Source organism: Halomonas sp. PAMB 3232 (assembly GCF_031954225.1).
Lineage (GTDB): Bacteria > Pseudomonadota > Gammaproteobacteria > Pseudomonadales > Halomonadaceae > Vreelandella.
Genome location: NZ_CP134865.1, coordinates 2,918,072 through 2,940,240, shown reverse-complemented (window position 1 = coordinate 2,940,240; position 22,169 = coordinate 2,918,072). Strand labels below are relative to the sequence as shown.

The following is a 22,169-nucleotide window of genomic DNA, read 5'->3' as shown; positions in this document are numbered from 1 at the left end:
TATCTACTACCCCAGCAGCCGCCCGCTTTCCGCGCATTTCTGGACCACGTGCGCCGCGTCGGCACAGGCTAGCCCTTCAGTCTTTCCTCGTGCGGCGTATCGTCGTAATCCGGATTCAGCCATTTACGCAGCGTGTGGTAGCCCTTTATCACTGCACAAAAGACCAGGCCGGTGACGATGAAATAGCCAACGAGCGCCAGGAGGAATGTAATAATGGAGCCGCGAGCCACCAGCGTGAGCACAAAAGGCTGCATGATGACCAGGAGCGTGAGCGCTACCCAAAGGCCCATCCCCAGGGCCCATTTGAGCTGATACAAGAGCAGAAAGTAGCACCCGTATTTTTCAAGCGCCCCGTGAATATTGATGTAGGGCGAATAGTTGAGCACGACGGCGAAGCCCGATGGCTGTCGCTTGAGCGTTTTGGGGGCCCAGCGTGCAAGAAAAGCGTGTACCTTTTGGCGCGGGGCAAGGTCGATCATGGCCACCGTCAGCGAGAGCGGGCGGCCGATCGAGCGGGCGTAAAGATCCTGCGCGCCAGGTGGCCACATGATCTGGATGTCGTCGATCAAGTAGCGATAATAGACAGAACCTCGAACGTTGATCCGGACCTCGGTCAGCGTGCCGTGAAGCCGAGTGGTCGCGCCTCTCTGCCTCAGCGCCTGCCTGAGCCCGAGTGCGAGGAAAAGCGTGCCAGCGGCAAGGAAAAAAAGGCTCAGCAGCAGCATGAAAAGGCCGGCCAATTCTGGTAAGCCCTGTGGGTCGACCACCAGCGCTGCGGGCAGCGCCAAGCCGAGTAGACAAAAAAGCCCACCGAACAGCAGCGCCACCCATTTAAGCGCGACCAGGCGCAGGTAAACCGTGCGCACATGGGTTTTTTCCAAAGCCGTCAGCGGGCGGGCGTTGTGATTCAAAAGAACTCCTGATGATCTAAAGCAGGGTGATGACGAGACAGTCAGGCTAAAACGGGGCGATTCGCTGGAAGACGGCGCTTACCCCTTCAGCTTTTCCTCATGCGGCGTATCGTCATACGCCGGATTCAGCCATTTACGCAGCGCCTGGTAGCCACGAGCGATTAAATATGTCACCACGACGCTGCCAATGGCCCACCCCAGAATAATTGCGAGCATCGTGACGTGGCTTTGCCCCACCAGCCAGTCGGTCGTCGCCGGATACAGAGAGGGCAGCAGGAAAAGCGCGACGAACAGACCGATGGCCGCCGCCGTCTTGAGCTGGTAGCGCAGCAGATAGTAACGCCCGTACCTGATAAGCGCGCCGTGAACGTCGATCACGGGCGGGCACGCGAGCACCACGCCCACGGCGGCAGGTTGCTTCTTGAGCGCTTCGATACCGATCCCCTCGAGCAGCGCCTTCAGCCCGGCCCGGCTTCGCATGTCGATCATGGCCACCGTCAGCGTGATCGTTTGACCCACCAGCGGCTTGTAGAGGCGCTCGGCCCCGGCGGGCCAGACAATCTGTTGGTCATCGATGAAATAGGTGTACACGGTATAGCGCCCGCCGCCGTTGCCTGTACTCGCTGTATGCGTCTTTTCGATCAGCCGACCGCGCAGTTGCGCGGTGGTAGGCCTGAGCGTGGCGGCCCGCCCCAGGCCATGGGCCATGATGAAAAGGGCGAGCGCCACCACGAGTAGATCCAGCAAGCCCATGAAGATGATCAGGGCCAGGGGTGCGCGGGTATCGTCGATCACGAAGGCAACCGGTAGTATCACGCTGAGCACGAGAAAGAAACTGCCCAATAGCACCAGCAGCCATTTGAAGAACACCACGCGCAGATAGACCGTGCGGGCGTGGTGCTTTTCCAGAGCGGTCAGCGGGCGGGTGTGGTTGCTCAAGCGGGGCTCCTTATAAGTTTAAAGAGATGTTGGGGCATGATGGCCAGCTACCATCGCTTACCCCTTCAACCTTTCCTCGTGCGGGGTTTCATCGAAACCGGGATCGAAGCGTCGGCGCAGCGCTCGGTAACCCTTGAAAACCAGCAACGAAACCACCGCCAGCCCCGCGAGATACCCCACAACGGCCAAAAGGCTCAAGAAAAAGTTGATGCTGACCAGAAAATCCGTCGTGACGGGCTGCATGATGACGAACAGCGTCAGCGCCGCCAGGGCAGTCGCCCAGAGCGCCGTACCGGCATGATAACGCAGCAGGTAGTGCCGCCCGTATTTGGCGACCAGCGGCACACGCTTGCCGTCGGCCATAAACGCCACGGGGAGTGCCAGACCGCAAAACAGTGAAGTGACACCAGTGGTCATGGCCAGGGCGTTGATGAGTTTCAAGCCGGTTTGCACCGTGCGGGCGTGGTAGCGCTCGAGATCGCTGACCGGGCGGGGTTGCTGGCCCACGAGGCCTCCATGGCGGTGTTGATGAGCGAGTCAGGATATCAAAGCTGCGCCAGCAGCGGCATGGGAACGGCTTTGCTCGTCGTAACCAACGAGGCGTTTACCCGGCGGGTCAGGGCGGCGCTTGTTTGAAAGCGCTTAAGTCTATCGCGTCAGCCGCGCCCACTCGCGTTATGCTTGACGCATGGCATGTGCCCTCACAGACGGAGAACGCCCCATGATGGGTGGCTTGTTAGGCTTACTGGATGATATCGCCGCATTGGCGAAGCTGTCGGTGTCGTCGCTCGACGACGTGAGTACCGCCGCCGGGCGCGCCACGGCGAAGGCGGCGGGGGTGGTGGTCGACGACACGGCGGTGACGCCACAATACCTTCAAGGCATCAAGGCCGAGCGCGAACTGCCGATCGTGAAAAAGATCGCGCTGGGTTCGATTCGCAACAAACTGCTGATCATTCTGCCGGTGGCGCTGTTGTTGAACCACTTTCTGCCCATGCTGCTGCCGATCATTTTGATGCTGGGCGGCACCTATCTGGCGTTTGAGGGCGCGGAAAAGGTATGGCATCGGCTAAGCGGGGCGGAGGAAGACGAGACGCCCGCGGTCATGAAAGGGCCGGAGGCCGAGAAGCGCATCGTCAGCGGCGCCATTCGCACCGACCTGATCCTTTCCGCCGAAATCATGGTCATTGCGCTGTCGACGGTGGCCCACCAGGGGTTCTGGTCGCAGCTGGTGAGCCTGGTGGTCGTGGCGCTGGTGATCACCGTGCTGGTGTACGGTGTGGTCGCGGGGCTGATTCGAATGGACGATATCGGCTTGAGGCTGGCTCAAAAAGAGAGCTCCACGATGAAAAAGCTGGGCCGCGGCATGGTGGCGGCCATGCCGAAGGTGCTGGCGGGCATCGCCTTCGTGGGGACTATCGCCATGCTCTGGGTCGGAGGACATATTCTGCTGGTCAACCTGGGGGAGGAGGGCGTGGGCTGGCTCAACGCGCCTTATGACTGGGTGCATCACATCGAACTCAACATCCACGAATCCGTCGGCACTTTGGGCGGGGCGCTGGGCTGGGGCTTCAATACGCTGTGCTCGGCGGTGATTGGCTTTTTGGTAGGCTCGGTGGTGGTGGGTGTGCTGCACCTCGTTCCTTTCAGAAAAGCGCATTCGGCATAAGGTATCAGTAGGGATAACACGGGGCGCGGCGTGCGCGATTCCTTCACGGCTTAAAAATTCGTGATCAGCTCCCGGGAGGGCCGTTTTCGAGGCCCTCTCTTTCAGTCGTTGCTTGAAAACCGGGGGGCTTGAAAACCGTCGCTTAAACGCCGTTACTCCCGCCGTACTAACAACGTTTGCTCAGTGCCGCTCGTGGCATGCGGCGTCCCACAACTTCATGAGCTCGGCAATAGAGGCATTGAAGGCTGATAACTTGACGCCGTCTCTCGCTGATATCGACACCCCCAGCAGAAAACTACTGAACGCCGTGCCCAAGGCCTGAGCATTGGTGCCTTCCTGGAGCTCGCCACTGGCAATGCCACGCTCAACGCAGCGTACAAACCCGGCATGAGTGCGCGCCCGTGAAACGGTCAGCGGCTTCGTAATATGAGCATGCTCGGGTTTTGAGGCGCTCATGGTGCCCAGGGCCACCATACAGCCTTTGGGATGCCCCGATTCGCACTGCATTTTCGTCGAACGACGTAGCGTCAGCTCGACCGCTTCTCTGGGCGGTATGGCGTCGTCCCATAGGCCGTCTGTCACCCGGGCGTAGCTCTCCAGGTAGCACTGAACCGCCTCGTTGAACAACGCTTCCTTGGAGCCGAAAGCGGCATAAAAGCTGGGCGCAGAAATGCCGCCGCCGATCTGAGCCTTGAGCTGGCTTAGAGACGTTGTTTCGTAACCCTGCTCCCAGAAAAGGTGCATCGCTTGCTCGATGGCTTGCTGTCGATCAAACACTCTGGGGCGCCCCATCTGTGCCATGTCGAACTCCCTTGCGTTGCTGAATACGGGCGACTTAAATACTACTCGATACAAAAGTCCTTGACAATAAATAGCCCGTCGCCACATATTTGTACCGATCGATACATATGTTTCGTGGAATGCTCTGGCTGCCTGTTGCCCAGGGTTAAACCTCATCTTCGAAAGGGTATTTTTTGTGGCCTACTCCTCTACTCAAGCGGAATCGGCGGCGTCCGATAAGCTGCCCATGTCCGCCCTGCTGGCCCTGGCCATGACGGGCTTTATCTGCATCGTGACAGAAACGCTGCCGGCGGGATTGTTGCCTCAAATCAGTGACGGCCTCGGGGTCAGCCAGTCGTTGGCAGGCCAGATGGTGACGGCGTATGCGCTGGGTTCGATGCTGGCGGCGATTCCTTTGACGATTGCGACACGCGGCTGGCGGCGGCGCAATGTGCTGCTGCTTACCATCGGCGGATTCTTCGTTTTCAACTCGGTCACGGCGCTGTCCAGTAGCTATGGCCTGACGTTGGTTGCCCGCTTCTTTGCGGGGGTGGCCGCCGGGCTTGCCTGGAGTCTACTCGCCGGTTATGCGCGGCGTATGGTGGCGGCTCATCAACAGGGGCGCGCCATGGCCGTGGCGATGGTCGGCATTCCCGTGGCGCTGTCTCTGGGCGTGCCGCTTGGCACCTACATGGGTTCGGTCGCCGGCTGGCGTACCGCTTTCTGGGTGATGTCCGCGTTGACACTGGTGCTGGCAGTATGGGTAATGGCCAGGGTTCCCGACTATCCCGGCCAGCCGAAAGGCGAGCGCATGCCACTGCGAAGCGTCTTTACGACCCCGGGTGTACGGCCGGTGCTTGCCGTGGTCATCACATGGATGCTGGCTCACAATATTCTCTACACCTACATTGCGCCGTTTGTGGCGGCCACGGCACTCGGCGAACGGGTTGATCTGGCGCTATTGACCTTTGGCGTTGCATCACTAGGTGGTATCTGGATGGCCGGCAAGCTGGTGGACAGCCATTTGCGAATCACGGTGCTGACAAGCCTGGCGGCCTTCGCAATCACCGCGTTCATTTTCGGTATCAACACGCAAAGCTCCGTGGTCGTCTTTATCGGCATTGTGGTGTGGGGGATTACCTTCGGCGGTGCTTCCACCTTGATGCAAACCGCGCTGGCGGATACCGCCGGAAGTGGCGCGGATGTGGCGCTTTCCATGAATGTGGTGGCATGGAACGGCGCGATTGCGGGCGGCGGCGTCGCGGGCGGTATGCTGCTGGATTCCTTGGGAGTCAGCGCCTTCCCCTGGTCGCTGGTGGTGCTGCTGGTGATCGCCTTCAGCGTCGCCTGGGGCGCGCGTTCCCATGCTTTCACACCTGGCCCGCGAGATGGAGAACCTTCGTGAGAACCCGGGTAACCGGTTTTCGGGTTAATTCGGTGGCGGTAGCGATTATGCGTTTTTTGACGCTCCACAAGGCGCTCGCCGAGTAAGCTTGAGGAGTCGCTCACTGTACCTGCCAATGCCCGCCTTTACGGCGGGCATTGCGCAACGGGCCTGAACCTTACGGGTATTATGAGCCTTCTACCTGGGCGCGTTTGACGACCATTAGCCGGCTGGCGGTGCGCACGGTCATCACGATAGCGCTGGCCGCGACCATGATTAGAAACAGCCCCAGCGCCAGCATCGCCTTGAAATCGAACAGATCGAACAACAAGAGTCCGGCGATACAGCCGGTCAGAAAAGAGAAGATCGTGGTCAGGTGCGTATACAGCTGCTTGCGGGAAAAGCGCCGGTCGAGCGCCGCGTCCTGAGAAAAGCGTGACGAGATGAACGAGCCCAGCGCGATACCTGCATCGGTCAGCGTGCCGGTCACGTGGGTGGCGCGCACGCGGCCGTTGGAAAGCTGGGTCGAGGTCGAATTATGCACTCCCATCAAAAAGCCCAGCGCCAGCAGTACTTCCGAGTTGAAACGCGGGGAGTACATCAGAATTTCGAACAGCGAGACCGCGGCCAGCGCCGCGCCTTCCGCCAGCAAGATCAAACAGAAGATGGTGCGAATGCGTTGGCCCAACACCACGACAATGCGGGCCAGCATTCCGCCCATGACGAAGACGAGCAGCAGCGTGGCCAGAAACAAAAAGCCGTGGGTGTCGGCGCTGGCGACCTCATCAGATATTTGCGAGACATTGCCGCTCATGTGGGAAGGGAGAAAACCGAAGGCGCCCAGCGCCATCGCGTTGAGAATGCCCGCCGCCGTGGCCAACACCAGCGCCAGGTAACGATCTTCAGTGTGAGAACGCACTTTTTTCTTCTTGATCAGCAAGGTAGACCTCCAACGTCCATGTAGCAGTCACCTGTACGACGCCTGGACGCAGGAATAGTTCTCGTTTGGCTCATCAAGAAGTGGATGCAAGCATGACGCCTCGTTAACTTCTCCCGTTATCTTCCAGGATCATGTCTGACGCCTTCTCTCCAATCATCATGGTAGCGGCACAGATATTGGCAGAGGGAATGTCGGGCATGACGGAGGCATCGACCACTCTTAATGAAGTGATCCCTTTGACCCGAAGCCTTGAATCCACGACCGCCAGCGGGTCGTTGGACGGCCCCATCTTCGCGGTGCCGCATAAATGGTAGGACGACACGCCATAACGGCGACAGAAGTCGAGAATTTGCTGATCCGTTTGGCACTCGCGGCCTGGAAATGTCTCGGTAGGGTTGTAAGGCGCAAGGGCATCGCTTGCCATCAGTTTACGTGCCAGTTTGGCGCCGAGAATGATCTTTTCCTGATCTTCTTCATGCTGCAGGTAGTTGGGTTGTACCGCGGGCGACTCAAAGGGGTCACTGGACACCAGCTTTACTTCACCCGTGCTTTTGGGTCTGTGCTGCCAGAAACCACACGTCATGCCGGGGTATTTATCCAGCACCCCAACGTAGCCATTTCGATAGCTGGCGGGCGAAAACACGCCTTGCAGATCGGGCTCTTGAGCGTCTTCGCTCGAGCGGCAAAAAATATGCACGACAGAAGGGCTCAGGCTCAGGATGCTGGGCTTTTTAACCACCCATTTCAAAACTTCCAGAGCGAGTCTGGGGCCTTTCGCTTTTTCGTTGATAGTCACCGCGTTTTCAATTTGATTGGAGATTCTTATCGAATAGTGATCTTTCAGGTTTTTCCCGACGCCCGGTAGATCTACAACGGGCGTGATGCCGAGTTTTTCCAGAGCCTGGCTATCCCCAATCCCGGAAAAATTGAGAATTTTAGGGGTGTTGATTGCGCCCGCGCTTAAAATGACCTCCTTGTTGGCATAGATCTTTTCCTTTGCGCCGCTTTTCGAGTTGAAGAGTTCGACACCTATGGCGCGGTTGCCGTCGAATAGTACGTTCGTGACCTGCGAATGCGTCAACACACTCAGGCCGAATTGCTTTTTGGCTCTTTTGATATACGTATTGGCAGTGCTTACGCGTTTGCCCGAGAAGATGGTGCGCTGGAAATATCCGACTCCCTCCTGGGAGGCCCCGTTATAATCCGGGTTCTTGTCGATACCAAATTCAGAGGCGCCCTCGATGAAAGCGTCGCATACCGCATCCGACCAGTTCGAATCCGTCACCGAAATCAAGCCATCGGAGCCTCTAGCCTCACTCTTTTCGTGGCCGATCCGGCGCTCACACTTGTTGAAGTACGGAAGGACGCTTTTATAGTCCCATCCTTCATTGCCAAGCGCCGACCAGTTGTCGTAGTCCGACTTCAAACCCCGGTTATAAACGAGGCCATTGATCGAGGTCGAACCACCGAGAACACGCCCCTGCGGAATGGGAATGTTTCGATCGAGCGTCAGTGCATTGGCCTCTGTGGAGAACTGCCATGCAAACGCGGGTTTGAATATGACCTTGATAAACCCTGCCGGTATATTCAGGTAAGGGTGCCAGTTGCTCGATCCTGCCTCGATAAGACAAACGCTGCCCGGATGCTTTTCACTAAGGCGAGAGGAAACGATCCCTCCTGCGGCGCCACTGCCTACGACGATATAATCGTATTCTCTCTTTTTGTCATTTTTCATGAGTTTTTCCTTAACTATTTAAAAGTATGCTGGGTAGTCCAGTAATGATTTGCGGAAAAACGGACATCAAGATGCAGGCCAGAATGATAATGGCGACAAAAGGTATGACGGCTTTATAAAGGTCCAGGGTTTCAACGCCTGCCGGTGCAACCCCTTTTAGATAAAACAGTGCGTAGCCAAAGGGCGGCGTAAGAAACGACGTTTGCAGTACAACGGCCACCATGACAACGAACCAGAGCATATCGATACCCAGCTGCTGAACGATGGGCAGTATGATGGGAAAACTTAAAAGTACGATGCCCGTCCAGTCCAAAAACATGCCCAGAACAAACACCAGCAGAAAGATCGCGATCAGGGCACCTGTCGTACCGCCAGGCATGGCGAGCACGATATTGTTGATCACCTGCATGCCGCCACCACGAGAGAAAACGCCTGTAAACGCCGTTGCCCCGACCAGTACCAACATGACCATGGTGGTGGTCTTGCCCGCCTCGAGCAGCGTATTGAAGCATGTGCCGATCTTTCTATCGCCGAATATCAAAAACAGGATGAACGCAATCCCCACCCCGATAGCCGAGGCCTCTGTTGCCGTTGCGATTCCAGTAAACAGCGCACCTAGTACACCCAGTATGAGTGCCATGGGGGGAAGCACGTACTTGGCCAGCATGAGCAAGAGTTGGGGGGTGGAAACCTGGCTGCGCTCCTCTGCAGGCACTTTTGGCCCGTACGCGGGTTTTATAAAACAGACAATTAATACGTAAAGCGCATACATGGCGCCCAGCATGAGACCGGGTACCAGAGCACCCGCGAAAAGCGCCCCTACCGACACGGGCGAGTAGCTGGCCATCAAAATGAGCATGATACTGGGGGGAATAAGGATCCCCAGGCAGCCGCTGGCCATGATCACGCCGGAACTCAGCCCCTTGTGATAGCCGTATTTCAGCATCGGTGCGAGGGCGATCAATCCCATGACGGCAATCGAGGCGCCTACGATACCGGTCGTTGCAGCCAGAAGCACCGAGACAATCACCACCGTCAGGGCAAGTCCTCCTCTTAAATTCGCAAGAAGAAGCCGCATGGCTTCAAACATCTTCTCAGTGACGCTGGAGTCGTTGAGAAAGCGTGCCATCAGGATAAAAAGAGGGATGGCGACCAGAACATAGTTATCCATGGAGTTGCCATAGATATTATTGATGATGGTTCCAAGAACGCGCTCCCCGGGCCCCAGGTAGGCCCCAATGACGGCGGTTCCTCCCAACACAAAAGCGAGGGGGTGGCCCATGAAAAGCCCGATCAATAACCCACTGAACATGACAACGGTCAGCATTTCAGGACTCAGGCTCATGGCTTGCTACCTTTTAATGTATGAATGCACTTAAGAATGACGGAGACAACCTGTATCAATAGCAAAATGGCCGATACAAGAATGACGCCCTTGATTGGATAAAGGGGGATGGCCGTCATGCCATAGGTAGTTTCACCTCTTGAAAAAGAGCGCTCGAAAAAAGCCCAGCCGTAATATATGAGCATCCAGATAAAGGGTATAAAGAATATGAGATAGCCCAGTACGTTGATAATGGTTCTTTTTTTGTTATCGAACAGTCGAGTGATGACATCTACCTCGACATGACTTCCATGAAGTAATCCATAGGCAGCCAACAACATGAAGTGGGCGCTAAAGAGCATCTTTGTAATATCAAAGACCCACTCACTGGGGCGGCCCATTACGAAGCGCATGGCAATATCATAAATGACAATGAAGGTGATCACTGCCAAAAGAGGAGCCACGCAGCGTCCGACGCCTTCGTTGAAGGCGTCAATCATGACGAATAATCTTTTCATTTCAGCGCTCGAGATGGCTTGAGGGCAAACGTCACACACGCTTAAAAAACCCAATCTGATGATTATCAGATTGGGTCATCAAGAATTACATGCACGCTTCGATGTCTTCGAGAGAAGGCAGATCGGTAATGTTCCTGCTCAAGTTGAAGGGGGCGGATACTTCATTCCACTGTTGATGTTCCTGAAGGTAGCTGATCTGCGAGTGATAAACCTTGGCATGCATGGGGTTTTCGCAGGCGCTTTCAAGAATCATCTCATTGGTGACTTCCTGGATTCTCGCCAGGTCCTCTTCAGAGAATCGCGTTATCTCGACCCCGGCATCGACAAAGGCAGCCACCCCTTCCGAATTTTTCCTTTCCGCCCAGGCTAAGGACCACGCCATATTGGCTTCAGCGGCCACTTTGAGTCTTTCCTGAACCTGTTCAGGTAACGCATCCCAGGCATCCTTATTGATCATGATGCCATGTACCCCACCTGTCTGGTGCCAGCCCGGAGTCGCCCAGTAGGGCGCTACTTCGGCAAAACCAGCGTTGAAATCAACGCCAGGCATGGAGAACTCGGCGGCGTCGACAACGCCACGTTCTACTGCCTGATAGATTTCCGAACCCGACAGCGTCACCTGTGAGCCGCCCAGTTTTTCCAGCACGCGGCCCTGGTCGCGACCGGCCAGTCGAATTCGTTTTCCTTCCAGGTCGGCAAGGCTATCGATCTGCGTTCTTCCTCTAAAGCCTGATTCGGACGTTACCAGGCCAAAAGGCAGGTAATAAATGCCGTATTCACCGTAAACTTCCTGATAAAGCTCCAGACCACCCCATTCAAATATCCAGTTGAGATAATCAGCGGCGTTGAAGAGGCTGGTATGAGTCGATAGAGGAGAAAAAGCTGAATCAAGGCCCGCCCAGTAACCGCCCCAGTCGCCTGCTGCGTCAATGGCACCTGTTTCGACTGCATCGAAAACCTCGGTACTGGGCATCAAGGTTCCGCCCGAGAAAAAGGTAATCTCGAGGTCATCGCCAGTAATACGATTGACACGGTCTACCCAGGCTTTGTCTATTTCGATAAGTTCAAGGCTTTCAGGCCAAACGGTGGTGACCGTCCACTCGATCTTGTCGTCGGAAAACGAGTGAGTGGAGGCCAGCAACATGCCGCTTGCGGTAGCGATGCAAAGTTTCTTGAGATTGAACTGTTTCTTGAGGCTGAACTGTTTCATGGTGTGCTCCATTTTTTTAGGAATTATTCTTTCGAAGTGCTGTTTTCAATAAAGGGTCTTGGTCAGTAAGCTTTTTGTAAGAGTGTCAAAAAGTCTTTTTCAGTCGTCCATCGTGGATTCCAGCGGTTGTAGTCAAGTAAGAAGCATTTCTCAGAAATTTCTGGTAAATCCTTCTCTTCTACTCCTACGTCGCGTAGGCGAGGAGGTACGTTTAAATCGTCACAGAGTTCCTTGATCGCTGTAATGGCTTTTCGGCCAGCGTCTAATGTCGATAATCCTCGCGTATCGATGCCCATCGTGGCGGCCAATATGGCAAATCGTTGAGGCGTGGCGATAAAGTTGAATTCCGCGACATGGGGCAGACAAACGGCGTTCGCCAACCCGTGAGGTATCGGATATTTACTGCCCAGTGCCATCGCCATGCAGTGCACATTACCCGTACCGGTCGTGCCAAATGACATGGCCGCCATGGAGGAGGCGCATAGCATATTGAACGCTGCGTCCTGATTCTCTCGGTTAGCGACGTAGGGGCGAAGGTTATCGCTGATCAACCGGATGGCGTGAAGGTTCTGGGCATCAGTGAACGGGTTTGCCAATTTGGAAAGATAGGATTCAAAAGCGTGAACGAACGCATCGATGCCTGAATGAATGGCAACGTGCTGTGGTGTGGTACTGATGGCCTCTGGATCCAGAATGGCGTACGTGGCCGGACCATAGTGAGCATGACGTATGGCCATCTTGCTGTTTCGCAGCGTATCCGTGATGACCGCTGCACCGGAGACCTCTGAGCCTGTGCCGGCTGTCGTGGGTATGGCAATCAACGGAAGGGGAGGCACGTCAAACGTGTCGATACCTTCGTAATCACTGATCTCTCCACCGTTCGTTGCGACGATGGCGACTGCTTTAGCGACATCAATGGCACTTCCCCCGCCCAGCACCACCAGCACTTGTGGTGATAAAGCGCTGCTTACGCGCATTGCTGACACCACGTTTTTATCGGTAGGCTCAGGATCGATGCCGTCAAACTCTTCAAGTTCGATACCCAGATTCTTCAATGAACTGACAAGCGATCGATGAAGACGGCTTCCTTTCAAGCCCGGGTCGGTCAGTAACAGTACCTTGCTCCAGTTGTTCTTTTGGACAATTTCCGCGACACGCGTCCACGCTTGGCGTCCAAACTCTACACGTGTGGGGCAGTGGCTTTTTGAAAGGCTGGCGTCAGTCATGTCATTGTCTTTTTAGAAGTTGACGTTCGAAGCATCGATGCGTATGCAGACGTTCTTTATCTGGGAGTAGGAGAGGATGGCGTCCATGCCTTTCTCGCGGCCAAACCCGGATTTCTTGTAGCCGCCGAAGGGTATTTCGGCACCTCCACCCGCGCCGTAACAGTTGACGAATACTTGTCCTGCCTTGATTCGATTCGCAAGCCAATGGGCACGTCCAATATCGCGTCCCCAGATGCCCGCCACCAATCCGTATTCCGTATCGTTGGCCAGGCGTTCAGCATCTTCGAGCGTATCGAAAGGCAGCAGCGTAAGGACAGGCCCGAATATTTCCTCTCGCGCGACCCTGGCGCTGGAGGATGCTGGGCAGATAAGGGTCGGCTTTACAAAATGGCCGGTGGATTGATCCGCATCTCCGATAAATCGGCCGCCGGTGTAGACATCCGCCTCCTCCTGCTGACCCAGCAATACGTAGTCCTCGATGCGCTGTCGTTGAGAAGCGCTCACGACAGGCCCAAGGTCAGGATCATCCAGTCCACGCCCCAGGGTCAGCTGATCGATCGAGTCGCGAAGCCGCTCGATCACAGTCTCTTTTATCGAGCTATGCACCAGAACACGAGATCCGGCCGAGCACGTCTGTCCTGAATGAGGGAAGGCCGCCTTTATAATCAAGGGTATGGCTGTATCCAGTTCCGCATCGGGCAAAATGATATTGGGAGATTTGCCGCCTAGCTCTAAAAGAACGGGCGTAACGTTTTTGGCGGCTGCCTGCATGACCGCCGTACCCGTTTCAACAGACCCCGTAAACACGAGAAGATTGATCCCCGGGTGTGACGCCAGTGCGGCCCCGGCCTCATGACCAAAGCCAGGTACGATATTGAGTAGCCCATCCGGCAGGCCTGCTTCCTGACAGATATCGGCAATGGTGAAGATGCTCAGGCATGCAAGCTCGGCGGGTTTGAGTACCACGGCATTACCGGTGGCAAGCGCCGGTGCTATGCCCCGACAGGCAATTTGCAATGGATAGTTCCAGGGCACTATCTGGCCTGTCACGCCCAGGGGCTCACGAACGGTAAAATCAACATAATCCGGTCCGAGGGGAATGGAGTTACCCAGTATCTTGTCGGCCACGCCGGCATAGTATTCGAAGAAGCGAGCTGCCGCATTGGCGTCGGCCTTTGCTTGTGCCAGGGGTTTGCCGGCATCACGACATTCGATCATGCTCAGCTCTTCAGCCTTGTCTCGTATGACCTGTGCAATGTTATAGAGAATTCTGGCCCGGTCGCTTGGTAGTCGAGTTGCCCATTCCTGCTGCGCTGTTTGGGCGGAGGCGACCGCTTGATCAATATCCTTTGCAGAACCACGCGCAATTCGAGCCAGTACTTTCTGGTCGGCGGGGTCATGCACGTCTATCCACTCATTGGTCTCTGCCGGACGCCATGTCCCCTCGATGTAGCAACCAAAATCTTTCATGTGAGCCTCTTGTAAGAATTCTGTCAGGAGTAGTGCAGCTCATCCGAGCTTGCTGGTTTGGTTGTTGGTGTGGCTGCCAATGGGCAAGCTAAGTAACGCCGAGCCCAATGATTTGCCGTGGGCGTCTAGCGCTAGAGAGCCTACGACACCTCCTGAGAGGGCATGAGTGAGTACCAGGTTGAGCGCACCAAGCCTGGGGAGTTCATAACGTATAACGGTACCTTTGACACTATCTCGCAGGTGCTCGGCCACACGTTCGGGCGTGACTTCCTTGACCAATAACTCGTAATCTTTATCTTCATAAGCAATGACGGAGATGTTGGCGGTATCTCCCTTGTCACCACTTCGGCAATGAGCAATATCTCTCAGAATCATGAGCTGGCGGTTTCCATGAAGACGATCGATGTGGGTACATGGCTTTCTGCAATGAGTGGCGATGTTAGAAATACGGCAGAACGCGTCGATTTCCATGCGCCACCCCCTCCCGATGGACCATTGGTATAAAGCGCCTCGACTTCATTGCCAATGCGTTCGGCATCCTCCTGGGAGTCGCATTTTGCCAGGACTCTAAGGCGCACTTCATACGGCTCATGACCACTGCTTAACTGATCGCCGTGAAGTGCATTCATGCCAATGAAATCGACTCTCAAGTCACGGTATATATTGCCGGTTAGTCTTTCTTTAATGATGTCCTTGGCCAGCTGCGCACGTGCGACCGCGCCGATACCGGCATAGGAAATCTGGCCTTCACCAATAAAGCCATCGTGATAACTGATCGATACTTTTAGATGGTTGGTCTTGGCATGCCCCGTGGCATCATGAATACGCACACGATTAGTCGCTATCTCCTCGATCCAGACATTGCTGAAATCCGCTATCACGTCTGGTTGAAGATATCGGGCAGGATCATGTATCTCATATAAAAGCTGCTCCTTGACGGTTGCGGGAGTAATGTAGCCTCCCGTATTGTCCAGCTTGGATATTTCGATGCGACCATCGGCGTAGATATCTCCAAAGGGAAAGCCAATGTGTGCCAGCTGCGGAACATCCTTTTTGCCAGGATCGGCAAAATAGCCACCGCAAATTTGCCCTGCGCACTCCAGAAGGTGACCAGCCGTAGTTCCCTTGCCAAGCTTGTCCCAATCATTCATTTCCCATTTGAATGAGTGGATCAGCGGCCCTAGAAATAATGCGGGATCGGCCGCTCTGCCGGTCACGACCACGTTTGCGCCTTCATCCAGAGCCTTGGCAATCGACTCAGCACCGATGTAGGCGTTGGCAGATATGATTTGGTCACGATGTTCGGCAATCGTATAACCGTGTTCTTCTTTTAGGCAGGCGCTATTCTTCGTGCATTGCGTCAGGATATCGTCGCCGACGACAGCTGCCACGCGTATCGAATCAAGTCCCATGTCACGTGCCAAATCACGGATGCACTGCGCCGCAGCCAAGGGGGCAGCCGCCCCCATATTGGTTATAATGCGTATGTTGTTCTGATGACAAAGGCCTAGGACGGCCTGCATGCGAGCGACCAGGAAGGGGTCATACCCCTTTTGTTGACTGGACAGCAACTGCAGCTGGGCATTAGTGATAGTTCTCTCAGCCAGACACTCGAATACGAGAAAATCCAGATTGCCTCGCCTGGCGAGATCTACCGCTGGATCGATTCTATCGCCTGAATATCCAGCGCCAGCTCCAATTCTTACTTTGTGCATGCGCCACCCTATCGTTGTTGTTTGTATAAGACTAAAGGCTATGAACTAAAGCCTAATATTGATATCGAGTGTGATTACTAGTGGTTGGTTTCAAGTTAAAGCTGGCTAATCAATTAAACAATTGAAATAATTAAATGGTAATTATAAAGGATTTTTATGGATCTTAGTTTTCGTCAAATACGCTCATTTCTTGCCGTGGCCCAGTTAGGGAGTTTTACTCAGGCCGCAACTTCTCTTTTTCTGACGCAACCCGCATTGACGATACAGATTCGTAATATGGAAGAGTCGTTAAATGTTCGCTTGTTTGACCGTAATACGCGAACTGTAAAACTTACTCGTGTGGGGGCATCGTTATTGCCCGTATTTCAAAGAATGGTCAACGATCTTGATTCGGTTGTAACCGAGGCGCGCGACATCGTTGCAATGAGGCGGGGCGTTGTGCGCATTGCCGTTCTTCCTTCAGTGGCTGCCTCTTTATTGCCCTTTGTTATCAAGGAGTTTCGTGCCATCTATCCAGGTGCTGAATTTATCGTTCGCGACGCCATCGATAACAAGATTGTCGAGCTGGTAAAGGAAGGTGAGGTCGATATAGGCGTTACGGGTGGGTGGATCAGGGATAAAGAAGTTAAAACGCTTTTCAAGAAGTCAGAAACGCTTAAAGTTATTTTTCCGCATGAACACCCGCTAGGTAATTTGAAGAAAATAAGTGTTTCCGATATTGCTCAATTTCCACTGGTTACCTTGAATGCCTTGACAAGTTTGCGAACCGTTGTTGAAGAAGCTTTTGCCAGGGAGGGCTTGACGCCCGTAACCGCCTGCGAAGCGACCTACATGATGACCGTAGCGAGTATGGTTAGCGCAGGACTAGGCGTTGCCGTATTGCCTTCGGCGGCAAAGGAAGATCATGCCTTTCCCGATATAACGAGTGCTCCGGTAGATGACTCTAAACTGCGTCGTACTATTTCGATTATTACGCTAAGTGACAAGACCTTGCCGCCTATGAGTCAGTTGTTTTGCGAACATTTAATTAACGCTTTTGAAGATTAGGGTCTGCCTGAAAAGTCGGTGAGCGAAGATAAGAAAAGGCAAAAATTGGCGAAGAAACGGAGTTTACACCGTGTAAATGAGCATTCTGATCTGACTCGCGCGCGAGCCAGTTTTTAACGCCGTATTGTCGAGCGCAGGCACTTTTCAGACAGAGCCTAGCCCTATTGTTCAGAAGTTTTTTTATACACGCTTTTTATTGTAGAGACTTTTTATGATAGAGGCATTTGTTGAACACTGGATAATCCGTAGCGGTCTGGATGGTTAACGTTAATTTGGCTGACGCGTTGGTACCTATATAGCGTACAGGCGCGGCAGTCTGGGGGCCCATCCAGCCAGTACCTGTCCAGGCTGCCAGGTCGAACAGCAAGAGCCCCGTGATATAGCCGGTTGGAAACGAGAAGCGCGTAGTCAGATGGGTATGCAGCTGCTTGCGAGAGAAGCGGCGTTCCGAGGAACGTCGTGACAAAAAAGCAATGGGATGAACGAGCGCCAGAAACAAAAAGCCCTAGGCGTCGGCGCTGGTCACCCATCGGATCTCTATGAGTCGTTGAATATTCGTTTATTAGCTGCGCGTCCGTACCCTGTGCGCGGCTTAAAGATGGTATGGCTATAAAGCCGGATGACCCCGCGCCGATACATAGCTGTAACCCAAATTAATTCAGGCTCATGATGTCCCAAAAGACGGTTGGAATGGACAAGCGTTAAGAGGACCGGGCCTTGTCGGGTGGAGGGGACAAAAGAGCATTCTGGAGCAGGTAAATCGGCCTCGGCAGGCATCTTTTTTGGAGGCGGGAGCGCGGGTTGCCTGTTCGCTCTTGTTTATGAATTCCGGGTTCTGAAAAGCGCGGCGAATCGTCGCGTTATGGTCGACTATCTTGCGGTCAATGGGTGCCTATAGTGGATGGATGGTATGGATGAATATAGCGCGGTATGGCGTTTAAAACGGGAACCCCCTGAATGCTGAGTAACCTTCAAAAAATCTGGTCGCCGGGTGTGGCGGACAACCCCGTGCGACTGCGTCGACAAATCGAGCTGTGTAACCAGCTGGGTCTGTTTGCGTTCTTCATGTGCACCTGTTACCAGACCTTCTTCATACTTTCCGATTTCGACCTCTATAGCACTTATTTCACCATCAATATGCTGTTCATGGGCGGCTATGCCTCGATTTTATGGATCAATCATCGGCGCTGGTACATGACGGCGTGCCTCGTTTTCACGGCGCTGGTCATGGTGCAACTGTTCATTAGCGCGTTCTATTTGAGTGTCGATGCCGGAGTGCCTCTTTTCTATATCACGCTGGCTGGGACACTGTCGTTTCTGTTTCCCCGTAAGCAGTGGTACCTCTCGATGAGTTTAACGCTGCTCAGCGTGGCGCTTTTCGTCGCGGCGAACGTTTTGTTTCCTTCCGGTACCGCCTATACGCCGGTGCCACTGCCCTGGGCCAATCTGCTGCACGGTTTTAGCGTCGTGGGCGTGTTGCTGGTGCTGGGTACGCTGCTTTTCCACTACCGCCATCAGTTCGAGATCACCGAAAGCGAGCTTTTGATCAACAACCACGCGCTCGAAACGCTCAGCAATACCGACCCGTTGACGGGGCTTGCGAATCGACGGGTGCTCGATGACACCTTAAGGCGCGAATGGCTGCGGTTGACCCGCCACCCAGGGGCGCTTTCGGTCATCATGTGCGACGTGGATCATTTCAAACATTACAACGATCGCTTTGGTCACGATGGGGGGGATCGGTGTCTGCAGCGAGTCGCGCTGGTGCTTCAGGCCGAGCTTAGCCGGCCTGCGGATCTCATCGTGCGCTACGGCGGAGAGGAGTTTGCGCTGGTACTTCCGGAAACCGATGAACGAGGCGCGCGCCACGTGGCACATAGACTGTGCGAGGCGGTTCGACGCCTTGAAATACCCAATCCCGGCGCGGGTGACGGCTTTGTCACCGTCAGCGTCGGCGTATCGAGTATCCATGCGCTGAACTGTAACGGCCTGAATGCGGAAGAGGGTGAAAGCCTGCTCAAGTGCGCAGACCAGGCGCTTTACCAGGCCAAGAGTCTCGGTCGCGACCGGGCCGTTTTTTTGACGTACGCGGCAGGATAGCGGCGCTTTGGGAGTACGAAGAATGCTCGATCAATGGATGAAGCTAAGCGCCGTCGATATGAGGGAGCTGCCCGCCAAGCGTCAGCGTCAGGTTCTGGTGTGTGATCAGTTGGGTATTTTTGCGTTTTTTACGCCTCTTCCTTACCAGCTTTTCTATATCTTTTACGATCTCGCTTACTTTAGCGAAATATTCATTATCAATCTGATGTTCATGTCCTGTTACGCGACGGTGCTACTGCTCAACCGGCGCGGCGAGTACGGGGCGGCGCGCAATTTGCTCATGTTGTGTGTGAGCACCCACATGTTCGTTTCATCGCTCATGGCGGGTTCTGGCGTAGGCGTTAATCTTTTCTATTTCACCCAGGCCGCCGTGCTGGTCTTTTTGTTTCCTGGGCTTTGCTGGCTGGGGTTGGTCGCCTGGCAGCTCGTATGCGGTGCGCTCTATCTCGGCACTCAGCTATTGTTGACGTCAGAAGTCGCGATTACGCCGGTGCCCCATCCCTGGGTGGATCTCATGTACGTGTGCAGCGCCTCCGGCGCGCTGCTGCTGATGGTAGCCTTACTCAATCTTTTTCGACACCAAATCGAGAACACCGAGAAGGAGCTGTTGACGACCAGCCAGATGCTCCAGGTCCGCTCGAGCACCGATCCGCTAACCGGACTCGCCAATCGGCGCGCGCTGGACGAGGCCCTGCGCGCCGAGTGGCTGCGGCTTGCGCGTCATCCGGGCACGCTCTCGGTCATCATGTGCGATGTCGATCACTTCAAGGGCTATAACGACTATTTTGGTCACGATGGGGGCGACGAGTGCTTACGTCAAATTGCCTGGGCGATCAAGGAGGTGCTCGAGCGGCCTTCGGATTTGGCGGTGCGCTATGGTGGCGAGGAGTTCGCGGTCGTGCTGCCCGCGACCGACGAGCAGGGCGCTCGACACGTGGGGGAAAAAATCAACGAAGCTGTGCGGCGTTTGGCCATCCCCAATCCCCATATAAAAGGCGGTATCGTGACTGTCAGTGTCGGTGTCTCGAGTTCCACTTGCTTTACCAGCACGCATTTCGAGCAAAGTGGCGAGCGCCTGCTCAAGTGCGCCGACCAAGCGCTCTATCTGGCCAAGAAAAACGGACGCGATCAAACGGTCTGTATGGGCTGCTACTCGCTCACTTGAAACGTCTCGCCACGCGTCTTTTTGCGCTGAATTCCAAGCTTCTCTTTTAGGGCGCCTACAATGTTAAAGAGAGTCAAATGGGTTTGGGCGGCAGGCGTGGCCGGTAATACCATGCAGCGACGTCGCCAAATCGAACTGGCCAACCAGATAGGGCTATTCGGCGCGGTAGCGACGGCTCCATATCAGCTGTTCTACTATTTGTACGACTTCGCCTATTTCAACAGCGTGTTTACTGCCAATATCGTTTTTACTCTAGGGTATTTGTCAGTGCTCGTGCTCAATGGGATGCGGCGCTACGGGCTGGCGCAGCGAACGCTGTTGATCAACGTCAATATCCAGATGTTCGTCGTGACCGCGCTGATCGGTGCCGATGCCGGGGTGCATCTTTTTTACTTCACCATTGCTGCGGTACTGGTGTTCATGAAGCAGCGCGGGCGACGACGATATATCGCTCACATGGCGCTTCTGGGTACGCTCTATATGACGGCCCACTTTCTGTTTACGCCGTCCAGAGCGTTATCGCCGGTTCCCGCCCCTTGGGTGAACGTCATGTACGTGGGCAGCGGCATTGGGGTGCTGACGTTATTGGGTATTTTTCTGTGTCTGTTTCGCCAGCAGATCGATCATGCCGAGCGCGAGTTGATGCTATTGAGTCGCCATTTCAAAACGCTGAGCAATACCGACCCGCTAACCGGGCTTGCCAACCGGCGGGTGCTGGACGAGGCGTTGGAGCGCGAGTGGTCGCGGCTTTCACGACATTCCGGAGCGCTCTCGATCATCATGTGTGATATCGACCACTTCAAGCGCTTCAACGACCGCTACGGTCACGACGCGGGCGATGAATGTCTCAAGCGCGTCACCGCCGCCTTGAAGGAAGGGCTTTCAAGGCCCTCGGATCTGATCGCGCGCTATGGCGGTGAGGAGTTCGTCATCGTGCTGCCGAATACTGCCGCTCAGGGGGCGCGCCATATCGCGGATCGGCTGTGCCAGACGGTCGAAGCGCTTGAAATACCCAACGAAGACTCAAGCACGAGCGCCTGGGTGACACTGAGCGCCGGAGTATCGAGCACCGAAGCCGCCGTAACGATGCGCGCAACCGGCGGTGGTGTGCTGTTAAAAGGCGCCGACCAGGCGCTTTATCAGGCCAAAACAAGCGGACGCAATCGAGCCGTTTACTTACCATGTCCGACCAATGCTCTCGAACCGAGCGGCGCTTGAACACGGCGCGCCAAAGAAACGGCGAGCGCTTTCGACGCTCGCCGTTTTTATGAGGAGCGCTTTCTACGCCCCGGAGTGAAGCGTCAGTGGTGTCTTGTGGGACTCCTGGTCGGCGTCGAGGCCGATCATTTCATCGTAGGGCACCTGCTGGACGAGATAGAGCGGCACGTTTTCCAGCCCGCCCACGTCGCTCAAGCGTTTGCGCGCGTCGGTCAGCGACTGCGGACGTATGGGCTTGCCGTGGTGGTCGACCAGTACATGTTCTTCGTCATCGTCGGTCATGGCGCGAAAGACGAACACATCGCCTTCATGAGACTCGATGTGCAGTTCCTTGATACTCGACTGACCGGCAAGTTTTACGAACTCGTCGAACGTCATGGTGGCCTCCTTGGCTACGCTTTCTTGATTTCAGTGTGCAGTTTGAGAACGCGACTGCCGTCCTCCTGTTTAATCAGATAGGCGGGGGTTTTTTCACTACCCTTGCGGGTCACCTCGCTGCCCTGAAGTTTGCGCGTCACTTTCTCGCAGTACTTTTTGGTGACCTGACCTTCGGCCCAGTTGTCACCCCATTTCCATTTCACCCACTCGCGCTGCTTGAAATCCGCCATCAAAGGCATCCTCGAAAATTATACGTTGTACAATTCTTGTACCTTTTGAGGATTTTGGCAATGAAGAGTTCAATATGGGGCTCTTGTCAGGCGTACCGAGCCTGGTTGGATCAAGCGAGCGAAGGTGGCATGCAATGTGTTGGTGGTGCCGCAGATACATAAAACCCTCTTCAGCCGGGGAGGTTGAAGAGAGCCAATGTGCGTGGATCG

At 55.0% G+C, this 22,169-nt stretch carries 21 protein-coding genes; 6 read left to right on the top strand and 15 right to left on the bottom strand.

Going from position 1 to position 22,169, the window contains the following annotated elements; translation table 11 throughout:
• Positions 1-68: 68 nt before the first annotated feature.
• From RN346_RS13430 to RN346_RS13420, 3 genes are all read right to left on the bottom strand, one after another.
• A complete protein-coding gene (locus RN346_RS13430; RefSeq protein ID WP_311961403.1) occupies positions 69-911 on the bottom strand; it encodes a hypothetical protein in 843 nt (280 codons plus the stop codon).
• 78 nt (positions 912-989) lie between these two features.
• Positions 990-1,850 carry a hypothetical protein gene (locus RN346_RS13425; protein WP_311961402.1) on the bottom strand — a complete coding sequence of 287 codons (861 nt, stop codon included), beginning with the start codon at positions 1,848-1,850 and terminating at the stop codon, positions 990-992.
• 57 nt (positions 1,851-1,907) lie between these two features.
• Complete coding sequence (locus RN346_RS13420) at positions 1,908-2,357, bottom strand: hypothetical protein (protein WP_311961401.1); 450 nt, start codon at positions 2,355-2,357, stop codon at positions 1,908-1,910.
• A 214-nt stretch (positions 2,358-2,571) separates the two neighbouring features.
• Between RN346_RS13420 and RN346_RS13415 the strand changes: the two genes are divergently transcribed.
• Positions 2,572-3,519, top strand: coding sequence for a DUF808 domain-containing protein (locus tag RN346_RS13415; protein WP_263586330.1), 948 nt, complete (start codon positions 2,572-2,574; stop codon positions 3,517-3,519).
• A gap of 180 nt (positions 3,520-3,699) precedes the next feature.
• On the opposite strand, the gene RN346_RS13410 is transcribed toward RN346_RS13415, so the two are convergent.
• Positions 3,700-4,320 (bottom strand): TetR/AcrR family transcriptional regulator, encoded by a 621-nt coding sequence (locus RN346_RS13410; RefSeq protein WP_311961400.1) that lies wholly within the window; start codon positions 4,318-4,320, stop codon positions 3,700-3,702.
• A 175-nt stretch (positions 4,321-4,495) separates the two neighbouring features.
• On the opposite strand from RN346_RS13410, the gene RN346_RS13405 reads away from it, so the two are divergent.
• On the top strand, positions 4,496-5,704 hold the full coding sequence (locus RN346_RS13405; RefSeq protein ID WP_311961399.1) for an MFS transporter: 1,209 nt from the start codon (positions 4,496-4,498) through the stop codon (positions 5,702-5,704).
• A gap of 166 nt (positions 5,705-5,870) precedes the next feature.
• Here RN346_RS13405 and RN346_RS13400 read toward each other — a convergent pair whose 3' ends face one another.
• From RN346_RS13400 to RN346_RS13360, 9 genes are all read right to left on the bottom strand, one after another.
• On the bottom strand, positions 5,871-6,602 hold the full coding sequence (locus tag RN346_RS13400; protein ID WP_311958523.1) for a YoaK family protein: 732 nt from the start codon (positions 6,600-6,602) through the stop codon (positions 5,871-5,873).
• A gap of 124 nt (positions 6,603-6,726) precedes the next feature.
• Positions 6,727-8,358: a GMC family oxidoreductase N-terminal domain-containing protein gene (locus RN346_RS13395; RefSeq protein WP_311961398.1), complete on the bottom strand. Its 1,632-nt coding sequence runs from the start codon at positions 8,356-8,358 to the stop codon at positions 6,727-6,729.
• Between the two features lie 10 nt (positions 8,359-8,368).
• Entirely contained in the window at positions 8,369-9,703 is a 1,335-nt protein-coding gene (locus tag RN346_RS13390) for a TRAP transporter large permease subunit (RefSeq protein ID WP_263586335.1), read from the bottom strand.
• The gene (locus RN346_RS13385) at positions 9,700-10,200 is read right to left on the bottom strand and encodes a TRAP transporter small permease subunit (RefSeq protein ID WP_409335765.1); all 501 of its coding nucleotides are present in this window, start codon (positions 10,198-10,200) and stop codon (positions 9,700-9,702) included. The genes RN346_RS13390 and RN346_RS13385 overlap by 4 nt, the downstream gene beginning before the upstream one ends.
• An 85-nt stretch (positions 10,201-10,285) precedes the next feature.
• Positions 10,286-11,410 (bottom strand): TRAP transporter substrate-binding protein DctP, encoded by a 1,125-nt coding sequence (gene dctP / locus RN346_RS13380; protein WP_311961397.1) that lies wholly within the window; start codon positions 11,408-11,410, stop codon positions 10,286-10,288.
• Positions 11,411-11,472: 62 nt separating this feature from the next.
• Positions 11,473-12,636, bottom strand: a complete 1,164-nt coding sequence (locus RN346_RS13375; RefSeq protein ID WP_311961396.1) for an iron-containing alcohol dehydrogenase — start codon at positions 12,634-12,636, stop codon at positions 11,473-11,475.
• 12 nt (positions 12,637-12,648) lie between these two features.
• The gene (locus RN346_RS13370; RefSeq protein WP_311961395.1) at positions 12,649-14,106 is read right to left on the bottom strand and encodes an aldehyde dehydrogenase family protein; all 1,458 of its coding nucleotides are present in this window, start codon (positions 14,104-14,106) and stop codon (positions 12,649-12,651) included.
• Between the two features lie 39 nt (positions 14,107-14,145).
• Entirely contained in the window at positions 14,146-14,481 is a 336-nt protein-coding gene (locus RN346_RS13365) for a hypothetical protein (protein ID WP_311961394.1), read from the bottom strand.
• Complete coding sequence (locus tag RN346_RS13360) at positions 14,478-15,821, bottom strand: acyclic terpene utilization AtuA family protein (RefSeq protein ID WP_311961393.1); 1,344 nt, start codon at positions 15,819-15,821, stop codon at positions 14,478-14,480. Before RN346_RS13360 ends, RN346_RS13365 begins: the two co-directional genes overlap by 4 nt.
• 156 nt (positions 15,822-15,977) lie before the next feature.
• Between RN346_RS13360 and RN346_RS13355 the strand changes: the two genes are divergently transcribed.
• The 4 genes from RN346_RS13355 to RN346_RS13340 all read left to right on the top strand — a co-directional run bounded on the left by RN346_RS13355 (position 15,978) and on the right by RN346_RS13340 (position 21,351).
• Complete coding sequence (locus RN346_RS13355) at positions 15,978-16,868, top strand: LysR family transcriptional regulator (protein WP_311961392.1); 891 nt, start codon at positions 15,978-15,980, stop codon at positions 16,866-16,868.
• A gap of 957 nt (positions 16,869-17,825) precedes the next feature.
• Entirely contained in the window at positions 17,826-18,968 is a 1,143-nt protein-coding gene (locus RN346_RS13350; RefSeq protein WP_263586342.1) for a GGDEF domain-containing protein, read from the top strand.
• Positions 18,969-18,990: 22 nt separating this feature from the next.
• Positions 18,991-20,133 (top strand): diguanylate cyclase, encoded by a 1,143-nt coding sequence (locus tag RN346_RS13345; RefSeq protein WP_311958522.1) that lies wholly within the window; start codon positions 18,991-18,993, stop codon positions 20,131-20,133.
• A gap of 111 nt (positions 20,134-20,244) precedes the next feature.
• Positions 20,245-21,351: a diguanylate cyclase gene (locus RN346_RS13340; RefSeq protein ID WP_311961391.1), complete on the top strand. Its 1,107-nt coding sequence runs from the start codon at positions 20,245-20,247 to the stop codon at positions 21,349-21,351.
• Positions 21,352-21,414: 63 nt separating this feature from the next.
• On the opposite strand, the gene RN346_RS13335 is transcribed toward RN346_RS13340, so the two are convergent.
• Complete coding sequence (locus RN346_RS13335) at positions 21,415-21,729, bottom strand: DUF6482 family protein (protein ID WP_263586345.1); 315 nt, start codon at positions 21,727-21,729, stop codon at positions 21,415-21,417.
• A 14-nt stretch (positions 21,730-21,743) separates the two neighbouring features.
• Positions 21,744-21,959, bottom strand: a complete 216-nt coding sequence (locus RN346_RS13330; RefSeq protein WP_311961390.1) for a DUF2945 domain-containing protein — start codon at positions 21,957-21,959, stop codon at positions 21,744-21,746.
• Positions 21,960-22,169 lie beyond the last annotated feature (210 nt).